Annotated in this window: 13 protein-coding genes; 5 read left to right on the top strand and 8 right to left on the bottom strand. The window is 75.2% G+C overall.

The window, feature by feature from the left end; all coding sequences use genetic code 11:
• Positions 1 to 15: 15 nt before the first annotated feature.
• From AY578_RS26535 to AY578_RS26520, 4 genes are all read right to left on the bottom strand, one after another.
• Entirely contained in the window at positions 16 to 213 is a 198-nt protein-coding gene (locus AY578_RS26535) for a DUF8691 family protein (protein ID WP_019523349.1), read from the bottom strand.
• Positions 214 to 336: 123 nt separating this feature from the next.
• Complete coding sequence (locus tag AY578_RS26530; RefSeq protein WP_028961562.1) at positions 337 to 852, bottom strand: hypothetical protein; 516 nt, start codon at positions 850 to 852, stop codon at positions 337 to 339.
• A 385-nt stretch (positions 853 to 1237) separates the two neighbouring features.
• Positions 1238 to 1375, bottom strand: coding sequence for a LuxR C-terminal-related transcriptional regulator (locus AY578_RS26525; protein WP_258905784.1), 138 nt, complete (start codon positions 1373 to 1375; stop codon positions 1238 to 1240).
• Between the two features lie 171 nt (positions 1376 to 1546).
• The gene (locus AY578_RS26520) at positions 1547 to 3841 is read right to left on the bottom strand and encodes a winged helix-turn-helix domain-containing protein (RefSeq protein ID WP_258905781.1); all 2295 of its coding nucleotides are present in this window, start codon (positions 3839 to 3841) and stop codon (positions 1547 to 1549) included.
• Positions 3842 to 3938: 97 nt separating this feature from the next.
• Between AY578_RS26520 and mmuM the strand changes: the two genes are divergently transcribed.
• On the top strand, positions 3939 to 4853 hold the full coding sequence (gene mmuM, locus AY578_RS26515) for a homocysteine S-methyltransferase (RefSeq protein ID WP_028961564.1): 915 nt from the start codon (positions 3939 to 3941) through the stop codon (positions 4851 to 4853).
• A 321-nt stretch (positions 4854 to 5174) separates the two neighbouring features.
• Entirely contained in the window at positions 5175 to 6374 is a 1200-nt protein-coding gene (gene rho, locus AY578_RS26510) for a transcription termination factor Rho (protein WP_258905780.1), read from the top strand.
• Positions 6375 to 6388: 14 nt separating this feature from the next.
• On the opposite strand, the gene AY578_RS26505 is transcribed toward rho, so the two are convergent.
• Together AY578_RS26505 and AY578_RS26500 are read right to left on the bottom strand one after the other, a co-directional pair.
• Positions 6389 to 6919, bottom strand: a complete 531-nt coding sequence (locus AY578_RS26505) for a hypothetical protein (protein ID WP_206310435.1) — start codon at positions 6917 to 6919, stop codon at positions 6389 to 6391.
• A 144-nt stretch (positions 6920 to 7063) separates the two neighbouring features.
• Complete coding sequence (locus AY578_RS26500) at positions 7064 to 7597, bottom strand: 2'-5' RNA ligase family protein (RefSeq protein WP_258905779.1); 534 nt, start codon at positions 7595 to 7597, stop codon at positions 7064 to 7066.
• 108 nt (positions 7598 to 7705) lie between these two features.
• Here AY578_RS26500 and AY578_RS26495 point away from each other — a divergent pair, with 108 nt between their 5' ends.
• On the top strand, positions 7706 to 8206 hold the full coding sequence (locus AY578_RS26495; protein WP_258905777.1) for a hypothetical protein: 501 nt from the start codon (positions 7706 to 7708) through the stop codon (positions 8204 to 8206).
• 184 nt (positions 8207 to 8390) lie between these two features.
• A complete protein-coding gene (locus AY578_RS26490) occupies positions 8391 to 9803 on the top strand; it encodes a PP2C family protein-serine/threonine phosphatase (protein WP_370878979.1) in 1413 nt (470 codons plus the stop codon).
• A gap of 64 nt (positions 9804 to 9867) precedes the next feature.
• On the opposite strand, the gene AY578_RS26485 is transcribed toward AY578_RS26490, so the two are convergent.
• A complete protein-coding gene (locus AY578_RS26485) occupies positions 9868 to 11424 on the bottom strand; it encodes a carboxylesterase/lipase family protein (protein WP_258905775.1) in 1557 nt (518 codons plus the stop codon).
• A 374-nt stretch (positions 11425 to 11798) separates the two neighbouring features.
• Complete coding sequence (locus AY578_RS26480; protein ID WP_258905773.1) at positions 11799 to 12446, bottom strand: ThuA domain-containing protein; 648 nt, start codon at positions 12444 to 12446, stop codon at positions 11799 to 11801.
• Between the two features lie 101 nt (positions 12447 to 12547).
• On the opposite strand from AY578_RS26480, the gene AY578_RS26475 reads away from it, so the two are divergent.
• Positions 12548 to 13456, top strand: a complete 909-nt coding sequence (locus AY578_RS26475; protein ID WP_258905771.1) for a LysR family transcriptional regulator — start codon at positions 12548 to 12550, stop codon at positions 13454 to 13456.
• Positions 13457 to 13464: the final 8 nt, after the last annotated feature.

Genomic DNA, 13464 nt, shown 5'->3' with positions numbered 1-13464 from the left:
CCTCCCGTCGGGGGCTCACTGCGGCACCTGGCGCAGCTCCAGGATCCGCAGGCCGAGTGACTGGCAGCGGGCGAGCAGCCCGTAGAGGTGCGCCTCGTCGACCACCTGCCCGAACAGCAGGGTCTGCCCGGACATCGTCACGTGGTCCAGCTCGGGGAACATGCGGATCAGCGGTTCCGAGAGCTGTCCCTCGACGCGGATCTCGTAGCGCATGAGCCGCTCCCCGGGTGGTGCCTGGACCGGGCGAACCACGCCCGCACCCTTCCGATGGTCGGGCCCGCGGGGGTTTCGCGGCTCACCCCGGGCAGGTGAGGAGCCGCTCGGGGTGCGACGGGGTCAGTGCTTCAGCCACAGCTTGCTCGCCAGGATGACCAGCCCCAGGACGAGGTTGACCAGCGCCGACAGCACCAGCAGCCGCCCCGGCGCGCCCGCCTGCCGGGCCGCGGCCACGGACCAGCCCACCTGTCCCGTCACGGCGACGGACAGCGCGAACCACTGGCCGCCCTGCACGTCGAGCCCCAGTACCGGCCCGACCCCCACGGCGAGGGCCGGAGGCACCGCGGCCTTGACGATGGTCCACTCCTCCCGGCACACCCGCCCGACGACGGCACGGTCCGGCGGATGCCGCGCCAGCCGCGCCCCGAACAGCTGGGCGTGCACATGGGCGATCCAGAACACCACGCCGGTGAGCAGGAGAAGGAGCATCAGCTCCAGCCGGGGGAAGGCCCCGAGCGTGCCGGCCCCGACGATGACGGAGGCGGCGAGCATGGACCCGTAGACACCGCCGGTGTAGTCGGCGTGCGTGCGGCGGGCGGCGGACGGCTCGTCCGCCTGTGTCGCGGGGTTGCGCACGGCGGTCGGCACGGGCGCGCCGCCCGTCGCCGCCACTGCCCCGTCCCCCGCGGCGGGCCGGCGCTCGTCCGGCGCCACCGGGTCCCGCGGCAGGCGTCCGGCGGTGCCGCGTCCGCGGGCTGCCTGCCGGCGGCGATGCGGGCGCCGTCCGCCGCCCGTCGGGGCTCCGTGCGGAGCTCGGTGCGCCCGCCCTGTGCCGGGCTCCCCTCGACGGGCGGCGAGGACGCCTCAGCCGCGGGTGCCTCGCGCCGACGGCGCCGGTGTCCGCCCGCCGCGGAGCGCGGATTGCGCGTCGTACCCGGCGCGGGCTTCCCGCTCGCCGCCCGCCGTTCCGCTCGGCGGCCCCGGCCACGGGCCCGGCGGGCGTCATGAGACGGCGCCTGCCTCACAGCAGGCCCGCTCCCGGGCGGCCGTACCGCCTCGCTGCGGCGGCCCCCGACAGCTTTCGGTAGGCGTTCTTCAGGTGCGTCTTCACCGTGTTCACCGAGACGTACAGGTTCGCGGCCATCTCCTCCGTGGACATCGCAGGGCGAGCCTCCGCAGGACGTCCCGTTCGCGGCCGCTCAGTTCCTCGACGGCGGGGCGGGGTTCCGGTGGGACGGACGGGACGGACGGCGTGGCGGGGGGCGGTCAGGTAGGGCGGATCCAGGAGCCCGTCTCGGCAGGGGGCGCGCAGGCCTCCCGTGTGCTTCCGTCACCGCCCGGGTGACCAGGCGGCGGGCCGCGGTGGTGTCCCCGCGCGGTCGGGGGCGGGCCGTACCAGCGCGGCCCGTACGTCACGGCAGGGCCGCGTGCTCGTCGACGGCCGCCCGGTCGAGGACGTACGGCAGCTCGGGCCGTCCGGCGCCAGCAGCACCCGTGCCGCGCCCACCGCGCAGCGGGCTGGTCGCGGGACCTCGGGCAGCAGCGCGGCGGCGTCCTGCGGGCGGCCCTCGGCGAGTCGGCGCCGCCGGACCAGGCCGTTCGCCCGGGCCCACGGCGAGTCGGCCGTCGGCGGCACCCCGGCTCCACCGCCTTCCACCCGCCGCGGGCTCGCCGCGCGCCAGGTGCAGGCGCGCGGACCAGGGCGCGCCCGGCCTCCAGGACGGGTCCCTCGCGCGGATGCACTCGCCCGCCGTGTCAGCAGCGCCGCGCCGCCCCAGTTCCTCGCGCTCCCGGCACGGCGGCGAGGACGAGACGCTCCACGCCGGAGGAGGCGGGCGGGCGAGTCCGGACGTTCCGTCTCCGCGAGGCTCGCGTGCCGTGCGTTCGGGCGGTCCGGCCAGCCGTGCAGGACGTCGGAGGAGGGCGAGCCGCGCCAGCGCGTCTCGCGGGCAGGCGGTGGCCGGGGCGCGGGGCCGTCACGGCCGCCCGCGTCAGCGCGTCCGCGCCCGTGAAGTCGCCCGCCACAGCCGGACGGCCCAGGTGGTCCAGGAGCAGGCGAAGAACTCCGGGTGCCGGTCGAGCAGTTCGGCGGGGAGGAGGTCCCGCAGCGGCCTCGGCCTCGCGGACGGCGTCCTCGCGCGGCCGGGCGCGCCGGACAGCGGGCGACGAGGGCGTCCAGGAGGGCGCAGCCCATCCGGACGGCAGCCGTGTCCGCCTCACCGCCGTGCGTCGTCCCGCGTGCGCTGCGTGCCCGCCGCAGCCGGGCGGCGCCCGCGGCGAGGTCGCCGCGGGAGAGCCGGGCGGCGGCGCGTACGAGTTCCGGCGCGGGTCCCTCGCCGCCCCGTGGCCCCATGCGGGAGAACAGGGTGGCGAGGATGTCGGCGCGGGGGCCGGTGAAGAACTGGCCGAGGGCGAGGTCGTCGACGAGGGCGGAGGCGGTGAACTCCCAGTCGTCGGCGGCGGCGCCGTGGCCGAGCGCCGCCGGGAGCGCCCCGGCCGTACGGAGGCAGACGGCGGCCCGCCGGTGCAGCTCGGGTTCCAGTCCCGGCCGGCGCATCCGCAGGTGGGCGCGGAGGATCTCCGCGAACAGGGGGTGCAGCCGGTACACGCCGTGGCCGATGTGCTGGACGAAGGCGTTGCCGCGGTGCAGCCGGGCCAGCACGGCCTCGGCGTCCGCGCGTCCGGTGACCGCGTTGGCCAGCCGGGGGCCGAACCGGTCGAGGACGCTGACCCGCAGCAGCAGCTCCTGCGTCCCGGCGTCCTGCCGTCGGAGCACCTCGGCCAGCAGGAAGTCGGCGACGGCGCTGCGGTCGGCCTCGAACTCCTTGAGGCAGAGTTCCGGGTCGGGGGCCTCCTCCGCCGCGAGCGCGCACAGCCGCAGTCCGGCGGCCCACCCGCGGGTCCGTTCCACGACCCCGCGCACGGCGGCCGGGGACAGCCGCAGGCCGTGCGCCTCCATCAGCCGGGCCGCCTCGCCGGGCGTGAAGGCGAGCTCCGCGTCGCGGATCTCGGTCAGCTCGCCCGCGGCCCGGTAGCGGTGCAGGGGCAGCAGCGGCTCGGTACGGGTGACGAGGACCAGCCGCAGCCCGGGTGTGGAGTGGCGCAGCAGGAAGTCGAGCTGGGCGGCGATCTCGGGGGCGGTGACCCGGTCGAACTCGTCAAGGATCAGCACCACCGGCCGGTCCCGTGCGCTGAGCAGGGCGGCGAGCCGGGCCGGCAGGGCGTCGCCCACCCGGTTCGCGTCGGCCGGGGAGGCGATGTCGCCGGGCAGCGGCACGCCGGACGTGCGCAGCGCCTGGAGGAGGTACGCCCAGAACATGCCGGGGCCCTGCCCGTCGGTGTCGGTGGTGAGCCAGGCGACGGGCAGCTCGGGGTGCCCGGCCACCCAGTCCGCGACCAGCAGCGTCTTCCCGGCGCCGGCGCAGCCGTTCACCATGGTCAGGGGGGTGCGCAGGGCGCCGTCGAGGTGCCGGGCCAGCCGCTCCCTGCGCAGGAACGTGTCCGGCTGCGCGGGGACGGCGAAGCGGGTGCGCAGGAAGGGGTCGCCGTGCGGGTCGTACGGCCCGCTCCGCGCATCGTCGTGGTCCACGGCCGGGCGGCCGTCGCCCTGGTGTGCGGTTGTCACGGCACTCACCGCCCCTGTCGGGCCGCGCTTGCTTCCAGCATCCCAGCAGCCGGGCCGGGAGGCGCGCCGAGGCCGCGGCCTCGGTTAGCGTCGCCGTATGAGCACCACGGAGTCCCTCGCCGCGGCCCTGGCGGACGGCCCGGTCGTCCTGGACGGCGGCATGTCCAACCAGCTCGCTTCGGCCGGTCACGACCTGAGCGACGCGCTGTGGTCGGCGCGGCTCCTCGCGGACGAGCCGGAGGCGGTCACGGCGGCGCACCTCGCGTACTTCGAGGCGGGCGCGGACGTGGCGATCACGGCGAGCTACCAGGCGACGTTCGAGGGGTTCGCGCGGCGTGGCATCGGCCGGGAGCGGGCGGCGGAGCTGCTGGCGCTGAGCGTGGAGTGCGCCCGTACGGCGGCAGGGCGCGCCCCGGGTGCGCCGCGCCCGCGCTGGGTGGCGGCCTCCGTCGGACCGTACGGCGCGATGCTCGCGGACGGCTCCGAGTACCGGGGCCGCTACGGGCTGTCCGTCGCGGAGCTGGAACGGTTCCACCGTCCCCGGCTGGAGGTCCTGGCGTCCGCCGCACCGGACGTCCTCGCCCTGGAGACGATCCCCGACACGGACGAGGCCGAGGCGCTGCTGCGGGCGGTGCGCGGGCTGGGGGTGCCCGCCTGGGTGTCGTACTCGGCGGCGGGCGGCCGCACGCGGGCGGGCCAGCCGCTGGAGGACGCGTTCGCCCTTGCCGCGCGGGCGGACGAGGTGATCGCGGTCGGCGTCAACTGCTGCACGCCGGAGGACGCGGACCACGCGGTCTCCGTCGCCGCACGGGTGACGGACAAGCCGGTGGTGGTGTACCCGAACAGCGGCGAACGATGGGACGCCCGGGCCCGCGCCTGGGCCGGCGAGCCCACGTTCTCGGCGTCCCGGGTGACGGGCTGGCGGGACGCGGGAGCGCGGCTGATCGGGGGGTGCTGCCGGGTGGGCCCGGAGGCGATCGCGTCGGTCACGGGGACGCTGCGGGGGGCGTAGGGCGCCTTACGCCTCTCCAGCCCCCTGGCCCCCGGGCCCTCGTGCCCCGGGGCGGCAGCGTGGTACGGTGCCATGAGTGCCGTGTAGCGCCCCGTGAGGGCGCCGGGCCAGTCTTCACCGCCGAAACCTTCTTCGCTTCGGCGTCTCTCAGCCGTCACGTCGGCTCTCGTACCGCCCGCGTACGGCTTTCCCCTCGGTCGCACGGCGACCGCAGTGAGGTTCCCACCGCTGTGAGGCGCGCACACGCCCTCCCTGAAGACCGCGGTTCCCCCTTCTCGCTCTTCTTCTCTGCTTCTTTCCGTCCTTCGAAAGGACCTCCACATGACCACAGCACTCGACCGCCCCGCCCGTCGGACCTCGGGCAGGAAGACCGTCGACCGCCCGGCCTCGGGCCGTTCGGCCTCGAACCCCCAGCAGCCGCAGAACGTCACCGTCACCGGTGTCCTCGACGTCGACGCGACCGGGAAGGGGTACCTGCGCGGCGCCGGCCTCGTGGCCGGGTCGTCCGACCCCGTCGTCTCCGCCGCCCTGGTGCGCCGGCACGGCCTGCGCAAGGGCGACCTGGTGGAAGGCGTCCTCGGCGACCGCCGGGCGCTCACCGACATCGCCCGCGTCGACGGCCGTACGCCGACCTCGATCGCGGACCGTCCCCACTTCCGCGACCTGACCCCGGTCCACCCCCACCGCCGGCTCCGCCTGGAACACCGGGCGTCCGGGCTCGCCGGCCGGGTCGTCGATCTGCTGGCGCCGGTGGGCAAGGGGCAGCGCGGACTGCTGGTCGCGCCGCCCAAGACCGGCAAGACCGTCCTCATCCAGCAGCTCGCCGCGGCCGTCGCGGGGAACCACCCCGAGTGCCGGCTGATGGTGGTGCTGCTCGACGAGCGCCCCGAAGAGGTCACCGACATGCGGCGCTCGGTGCGGGGCGAGGTGTACTCGTCGACGTTCGACCGTCCCGCCAAGCAGCACATCGCGCTCGCCGAGCTGGTCGTGGAGCGGGCCAAGCGGCTCGCGGAGGCCGGTGAGGACGTGGTGATCCTGCTGGACTCGCTGACGCGGCTGTGCAGGGCGTACAACAACGCGGCGGGCCCCGGCGGCCGCACCCTCAGCGGCGGGGTGGACGCCGGTGCGCTCACCGGCCCGAAGCGGTTCTTCGGCGCCGCCCGCGAGACGGAGGAGGGCGGTTCGCTGACGATCCTCGCCTCCGCGCTGGTGGACACGGGGTCGCGCGCGGACGAGTTCTTCTTCGAGGAGCTCAAGGGCACCGGCAACATGGAGCTGCGCCTGCACCGCGAGTCGGCGTCCCGTCGCCTGTTCCCGGCGGTGGACATCACCACCTCGGGCACCCGCCGCGAGGAACTCCTCCTCACCCCGGAGGAACTGACGGCCACACAGGGCCTGCGCCGCGCCCTGACCTCCCGCGACTCGGCGACCGACCTGGAGACGCTGCTGACGCGACTGCGGGAGACCCCGGACAACGCGACGTTCCTGCGCCAGGTCCGCCCGACGCTGCGGAACGGCTGACGCCCGCCCGCGAGTTACAGCTTCTCCCCCCGTTCCGGCTCGTCCGGCGGGTGCACCCCGCCGCCGTCCTTGATGTCGTCCTCGCAGGTCCGTCGGTCGTGCGTCGACTGGTCGTCGGGGATCAGCAGGACCTCGGCGACCTGTTCGGGATGGTCGACCGTGAGGTACTCGTCACCGGTGTACGTGCCCACTCGGCCGAAGTCCGTCATCGAGTGGACCGTCTGACAGCCCAGCACCACGCGTTCCTCGTCGACCGCGCAGGCGTCGACCGCCGGGTCGCTTCCCAGCGTGTCGCCTTCGAAGCGGAAGTCGAAGTGGATCTGGTCACCTTCCTGCGGCACCTGCGGATGCGGTTCCCTGCGCCAGCCGGTCACCTCGGCGGTGACGCCGACGGGTCGCTCCTCGGTGTCCACGATGTCCACCCGCACACCCGCCTCACCACGCTCCGCGGTCGTGTCGGTGCAGCTCCACAGGAGTCCGCAGCCGGACAGGCTGAGCATCGCCAGCATCGAACCGGCTCCGGCGACCATCCGTGCGACGACCACTCGGGTGACCTCCCGTCAGGTGGAACGGGGAGTCTACGCCGAACGGACGTGCGATGTACCTGCGGCGGCCCTCGAACTGCTGGTGCCGCCGGGCGACGCGCTCAACGCTGCCGCCGGTCGACGCGCTCAACGGCACCTGAGCAATCAGGCACCCGGCGTCAGGATCTCCAGCGTCCCCGTCTCCGTGTCGAAGCTCCTCAAGGTCGCGAGGTGGGCCGACAGCGGGGGTGCCGGGAGCAGTGCCGGGATGCGGCGGCTGGTGAAGGCGCCGGCGCGGCGGGTGCGGCCGAGCGTGATGTGAGGGCTCCAGTTGCCCGGCGCGTGGAAGGGGTTCAGTGTCTCGGGGCGGTTGTCGGAGGTCACCGCGTCCCACACCTTCCGGTGCAGCTCGGCCAGCGCGGCGTCCGGCGCCAGCGACCAGGCCAGGACGGACGTCGGCCGCTCGAAGCGGATCAGGCCCGCGAAACGCACCGGCAGGGGCAACGCGGCCGCCACCTCGGCCAGTTCCCAGCGGATCGGAGCCGTCAGCTCCGGGCAGGAGGCCAGGGTGAGATGCGGGCTGTTGGTCGGTGAGCGGTGGCGCGCCTGACTCGGCAGCCCCGCGTCCGCGAGCCGCCGCCAGGCCTCCCGTACCGCCGCATCCGCGGCCTCGTCCAACAACAGTTCCACCGTGCGCACCGCCAAAGCCTACGTGTGCGCCGGTGCGCCCCCCTTCACGTCGAACACCGCGTTGCGGGTGGGTCAACGTCCGCGTCCTCACGCACGTCCGCGCCTTCAATGGCGGGCATGGTGCGCACATCGACAACGTCCCTCGCCCTCGCCGCCGTTGCCGCGGCCGTCCTCTCCCTCTCCTCTTGTTCCTCCGGGGACGGGGACGGGCACGGTGGCGGCAAGAACCCCTCTGCGCGCGCGGGTGACGCCTCCGCGTCCACATCCGCGTCCGAGACGCCCACGCCCTCCCTCTCCCCCACCGGCCCCTGCGCCGACGGCACCTGCGAGGTCACCGTCGGCGTCGGGGACGTCCTCGAGGTTCCGGCGTCGTACGGGCTCGGGCCGATCGAGGTGACCGCGGTCGGCGGGGACGACGTGGAGATGGTCGCGCCGATCCACGGACCGGGCTACAGCATCGCCGGATGCTCCGGCGGCGGCAGCGTCACCTCCCCGGGCGGCGGAGGCGTACGGCTCCGCTGCGGCAAGGGTCCCGCCGCGACCCTCAACGACGTCATGCGCCTCACCGTCGTCGAGGTCAACGGCAAGACCGCCGTCCTCCGTATCGCCCCCGCCTAGGAGTGGCCGGCGCGGCGGCATACCGATGGCGTACCAATAGGGGAAATGCCCGCTTTACCCATGTCATGCTGTGGTTTTGTTCGATCACGGGTGTGTCGGGAGGCCGGGTGTACCCCTCGCGTGGAGGGCTGGGCGGGCGGAGTCGTCGCGGGCGGCGTGCGGCTGCCGCCGGGGCGTCGCCGGGGTGTGCGCGTTGAGCGAGCAGGACGGCCGGGACGAGAGCGGGCGGGAAGGGCCCGGCCCCGCCCCGCGGCCGTCCCAGGTAGCCGACCTCAAGCTCCACCTCGACAGCGAGCTGGAGCTGATCGGCACCCAGCTGCGGGCCCTGGCCGACGCCAAGGACCGGCTGCAGGGGCTGCTCGACGCCGTCCTCGCCATCAGCGGCGAGCTGGACCTGTCCGCCGTGCTGCGGCGCATCGTCACCACCGCGATGGATCTGGTCGGCGCCCGCTACGGCGCCCTGGGCGTGCTTCACGAGTCCGGTGAGTACCTGAAGGAGTTCGTCACCGCCGGCCTGAGCGAGGAGGAGCGCTCCGCGCTGTCCGGCGTGCCCTTCCCGCACGGCCGCGGGGTGCTGGGGCTGCTGATCCAGGATCCGGAGCCGCTGCGCGTCGAGAACATCCCCGCGCATCCCTCCTCCGCCGGGTTCCCGCCCGGCCATCCCCCGATGCGGACGCTTCTCGGCGTGGCCGTCACCGTCCGCGGCGAGATCTACGGCGATCTGTACCTCTCGGAGCGCTACGACGGCCGGCCGTTCAACCGGGAGGACGAGGACGTCGTCGTCGCCCTGGCCGGCGCGGCCGGCATCGCCATCGAGAACGCCCGCCTGTTCGGGCAGGTACGGGACAGCGCCGAGCGCTTCCAGCGGCTGCTGCTGCCCGCCCTCCCCGACCTGAACCCCTTCGAGGCGGCCACCGTGTACCGGCCGGCCAGCCGGCCCAGCCGGCTCGGCGGCGACTGGTACGACGCGATGGTGCTGCCCGACGACACGGTCGGCGTGGCGATCGGGGACGTCGGCGGCCACGACCTGGACGCGGCCGCCGCCATGGCCCGTATCCACAGCATGCTGCGCGCCCTGCTCTACGACCGCCGCACCCCGCCCAGCGAGGTCCTCGTCCAGCTGGACCGCACCCTGCAGGCCACCGCGGACGTCCCGGTCACCACGGTCTGCCTGGCCAGGATCGAGCCGCACGAGAACGGCTGGATGCTGCGCTGGAGCACCGCGGGGCACTTCCCGCCGCTGCTGATCACCCCGGACCTGGAGACGGAGTACCTGGACGCCGAGCCGGGCGTGCCGCTCGGGGTGAGCACCGGCATGGAACGGCCCGACCACACGCACGAGCTGCCGGCCGGCTCGATCCTGCTCTTCTTCACCGACGGGCTGGTCGAACACCACGCGCACTCCATCGACGAGGGCCTGACCGCCCTCGCGGACCTCGCGGCCACCCACGCGGAACGGCCGCTGACGGAGTTCGTGCGGGTGCTGGCGGACCACCACCCGAGCGACGGCCAGGACGACATGGCGCTGCTCGCCCTGCGGATCCCGGCCGGCACGCGCTGCCCGGAGCCGCGCCCTCCGGGGGAACCGGCCGTCTGAGCAGCAACCCTGAGTGCCTCACCCCTCCGGGGGCCCGGCCGCCGGGGCAGCGCCGACGGGTGCCTCAGGTACGGCGGAGGGCCCCGCTGCGACGCAGGCGCCGGATCACGGAGCGCAGTTCCGGCGACTGCGGTGTGCGGACGGCCCGCCCGGCCTCGGGGGCCGTCCACAGGGCGAGTTCGCGGTCGCGGGGGCCGCGCACGACGTGCGGGGCGCCGTCGCCGTACACCTGGACCGGGTGGTGCGGGCCCCACGGCTCCCAGCCGGGGTCGCCGTCGGTGACGAACCGTACCCACGCCCCGTGCATCGCGTCCGCCAGCTCCTGCGGGGCGCCCTCGCCTGCGAGCTTGCGGGCGTCGGGGCTGTCGCCGCTGTCGAAGACGAAGCCCAGCTCCAGGGCGTGGCAGGCGCCCATGCCGGGGCGGCGGGAGGGCCAGGCGAACTCGTAGACGTACGAGGGTTCCGTGCGGCCGTCGGACAGCCGGTGCAGGGGGTTGCGCAGGAGGTGGTCGGTGACCATCTGGCCGACGGTCTCGGCGGTGCCGGCGTCGGGGTGGAGGGCGCGGTAGCCGCGCGGGACCTCGCTGCCGCAGTGGCAGCGGGCCATCGCGCCCGCGAGGGCGACGGCGCCGAGGCGGTCCACGCGTTCGGTGAGGCCGCCGGGGACCAGCCAGAGCCGGTACTCGTCGCGGGTCCAGCCGGTCATCAGGGTGACGCCGGGAGCCGCGCCGTCGGTGAGGGCCTCCAGGGGGTCGCGCGGGACGAGGTCGCCGTCGACGACGACGCCGAAGGCGGGGCCGCCGAGCACCGGGCTGCCGAGCCGGCCCACGTCCGCCTGGACGCGCAGCAGCTGCTCACGGTCGACGGCGGCGAAGGCCTCGGCGGTGGCGGGCACCTTGAGACGGGTGGCCATGCGGCGGACCATGCGCCGCACCTTGTCCCGCTCCGTGGACTCGGGCGGCCCGCTCTGCAGGACGGCCTGCCGTATCAGCCCCTGTGACTGCGGGGCGGCGACGAGCGCGCCCGTGCTGATGGCTCCGGCGGACTGGCCGGCGAGGGTGACCCGGCCGGGGTCGCCGCCGAACGCGGCGACGGACTCGTGCACCCACCGGAGCGCGGCGAGCTGGTCGCGCAGCCCGGGGTTGGCGGGGGCGTCCGGGAAGAGGCCGTAGCCCTCCACGCCCAGGCGGTAGTTGAGGGAGACGAAGACAACCCCGTCGCGGGCGAAGGTGCTGCCGTCGTACACCGGGACCGCGGAGGATCCCCTGGTCAGCGCGCCGCCGTGCAGCCACACCAGGACGGGGAGCCGGGCGGCCGGGGACGGGTCGGGGGTCCAGACGTTGAGGTTGAGACAGTCGTCGCCGTCGATGTCGGGGTCCGAGAGGTACTCGGCGAAGGCGGTGCTGTACGGGGGTTTCGGCGCGGTGGGCCCGAACGCGCCGGCGTCCCGCACACCGTCCCACGGCTCCGGCGGGACGGGGGGCCGGAAGCGGCGCGGCCCGAACGGGGGCGCCGCGTAGGGGATGCCGCGGAACACGGCGACCCCCTTCTCCCAGCGTCCCCGCACGGCGCCGTGCGCCGTCGTGACCACGGGCATCGCCCGCTCTCCCTCGGCCGCCATACGCCCACCACCCTTCGCCCCGCGCGTACGGGTCCGTGCGTCCACGGCCGTCCGCGCCGTCACCGGGCGCCGCAGCGCCGGCACCCCACCGGCCGCACATGCAAAAACCCGCCGGTAACGACAACAGCACCACACCACCCCCCGCTATTCCTCTCCGAACGAGGCGCGGCCCGAGGTCGCTTGACGGAGTTCTTCCCGCCCCGCGGCCGCCGATCTCCAGCAGGAAGCGCTTTCTGCCCGGAGCGAGAGGCGGGTGGGCCCGATGGGCCGAACGGGGCATGCGCGGGCGGCGGCCGGGCCGACCCTGGCGGTGGTGGCCCGTGAGGCGGGCGTCTGCATGCCGTGGCGGGAGGTCAGCGGGCCGCGGCGGGAGGTCAGCGGGCCGCGGCCCAGGTGATCCCGCCGCGCAGATGGGCGAGGAAGAGCGGGTCGTCGTAGGCCTCGACGGTGTGGCCGAGGGCCGTGTAGAAGACGCGGCCCGCGCCCTGCGTGCGGCACCAGGCCAGGGGGTGGTCGTCGCCCATCGTGCCGCCGGTGTACGACGACTCGTCGGCGGAGAGGAGGACGTGCGCGGTCGGGCGCGGGCTGACGTGAAAGTCGTACCACTCGTCGGTCACCTCCCAGGTGGGAGGCAGGTGGCGGGTCGCCGGGTGGTCGGGGTCCTCCACGAGGGCGCGGCCGGGCTGGATCGGGGGGTGGCCGGCGAAGCGGGCGCCCAGGAGGTCGCCGTAGTAGGGCCAGTCGTACTCCGTGCAGGCGGCGGCGTGGATGCCTGCGAAGCCGCCGCCGTTCTCGATGTACGCGGTGAGGCGGTCGCGGGCGGTGGGGGTGAGGACGTCGCCGCTGGTGGAGAGGAAGACGACCGCTGCGTAGTGGTCGAGCGGTTGCTCGAGCGCCGTCGGGTTCTCGTGGGCGTGGATTTCGAAGTCGCCCAGGGAACGGAGGGCGGTTATGGCGGCGGGGATGGAGTCGTGACGGTAGTCGGTGGTGCGGGTGTAGACGAGGAGGGCGGGGTCGGCCATGCGCGGGAGCCTACGCGCGCGTGCGCGGCCCCCACCCTCGGGGCCCCGCGCCTACGACGGCGGTCAGCGCGCCGCACCGAGAGAAGGGGACGCCGGAGCCGATGAGCCTGCGCCAGTACGAGTACGCCCTGGCCGTCGCCGAGGAGGGCTCGGTGACCGCGGCCGCCGAACGGCTGCGCGTGGCCCAGCCGTCGGTGTCCCAGCAGATCCGCGGCCTGGAGCGGGAGCTCGGGGTACGGCTGTTCGCCCGCACGCCGACCGGGCTGGTGCCCACCACGGTCGGCCGGGCGTTCCTGCGGGAGGCGGAGGTCGCCGTGACCGCGTCCCGCCGGGCGCGTGCGACCGCGCGGGCCGGCGCCGAGGACCTGGTGGGCGAGCTGGTGGTCGCGGTGCAGATGGGCTTCGGCACCCGCCAGTTGCCCCGTGCCCTGGGCGAACTGCGCCGGCGCTACCCCCGGTTGGAGATCACCGTCTTCGAGGAGCCCAGCGCGGCCGAGCTGGACCGGCTGTGCCGCCGGGGGGCGCTGGACTTCGCGCTGATGGCGGCCTGCGACCGCACCCCGTCCGACGCCCACCGCCTCGGCGACGAGGAGCTGGTCGTGGTGCTGGGCGAGGGGCACCCGCGACTGGACTCGGAGCGGGTCGAGCTGGCCGGTCTGAAGGGTGAGCCGTGGGTGCGGTTCGACCGGGACAGCACACTCGACGCCGTCCTGATGGAGGTGGTCCGGGACCACGGGCTGACACCGGCCACCGCCGCCCGGGTGTCCCAGGCGGCGACGGCCGTGCGCTGGGCCGCCGAGGGGCTGGGCGTGACGCTGCTGCCCGCGTCGGCGGTGCCGCCCGGTCACGAGCACGTCGTACGCCCGGTGTCTCCGGCCCTCCACCGGCCGGTCATCGCCGTGCTCCGGCCGGACGCGGGACCGGCGGAGAAGACGCTGCTGAACCTTCTACGGAAAGAGGAATGGCCGGGATCCGCGCCGGAAAGCGTGTCCATCTCCCGGAATTCCTGAAACGACCG

This window comes from Streptomyces thermocarboxydus, from assembly GCF_024760485.1.
Lineage (GTDB): Bacteria > Actinomycetota > Actinomycetes > Streptomycetales > Streptomycetaceae > Streptomyces > Streptomyces cellulosae.
The sequence above is the reverse complement of the archived record's forward strand: the minus strand, read 5'-3'. Positions and strand labels throughout refer to the sequence as shown.

Excerpts from the sequence above, each read along its gene's own strand:
- AY578_RS26495 (WP_258905777.1), top strand. The coding sequence starts at position 7,706 with ATGGTGCGCACATCGACAACGTCCCTCGCCCTCGCCGCCGTTGCCGCG.
- rho (WP_258905780.1), top strand. The coding sequence starts at position 5,175 with ATGACCACAGCACTCGACCGCCCCGCCCGTCGGACCTCGGGCAGGAAG.
- AY578_RS26535 (WP_019523349.1), bottom strand. The coding sequence starts at position 213 with ATGCGCTACGAGATCCGCGTCGAGGGACAGCTCTCGGAACCGCTGATC.
- AY578_RS26475 (WP_258905771.1), top strand. The coding sequence starts at position 12,548 with ATGAGCCTGCGCCAGTACGAGTACGCCCTGGCCGTCGCCGAGGAGGGC.
- AY578_RS26485 (WP_258905775.1), bottom strand. The coding sequence starts at position 11,424 with ATGGCGGCCGAGGGAGAGCGGGCGATGCCCGTGGTCACGACGGCGCAC.
- mmuM (WP_028961564.1), top strand. The coding sequence starts at position 3,939 with ATGAGCACCACGGAGTCCCTCGCCGCGGCCCTGGCGGACGGCCCGGTC.
- AY578_RS26525 (WP_258905784.1), bottom strand. The coding sequence starts at position 1,375 with ATGTCCACGGAGGAGATGGCCGCGAACCTGTACGTCTCGGTGAACACG.
- AY578_RS26480 (WP_258905773.1), bottom strand. The coding sequence starts at position 12,446 with ATGGCCGACCCCGCCCTCCTCGTCTACACCCGCACCACCGACTACCGT.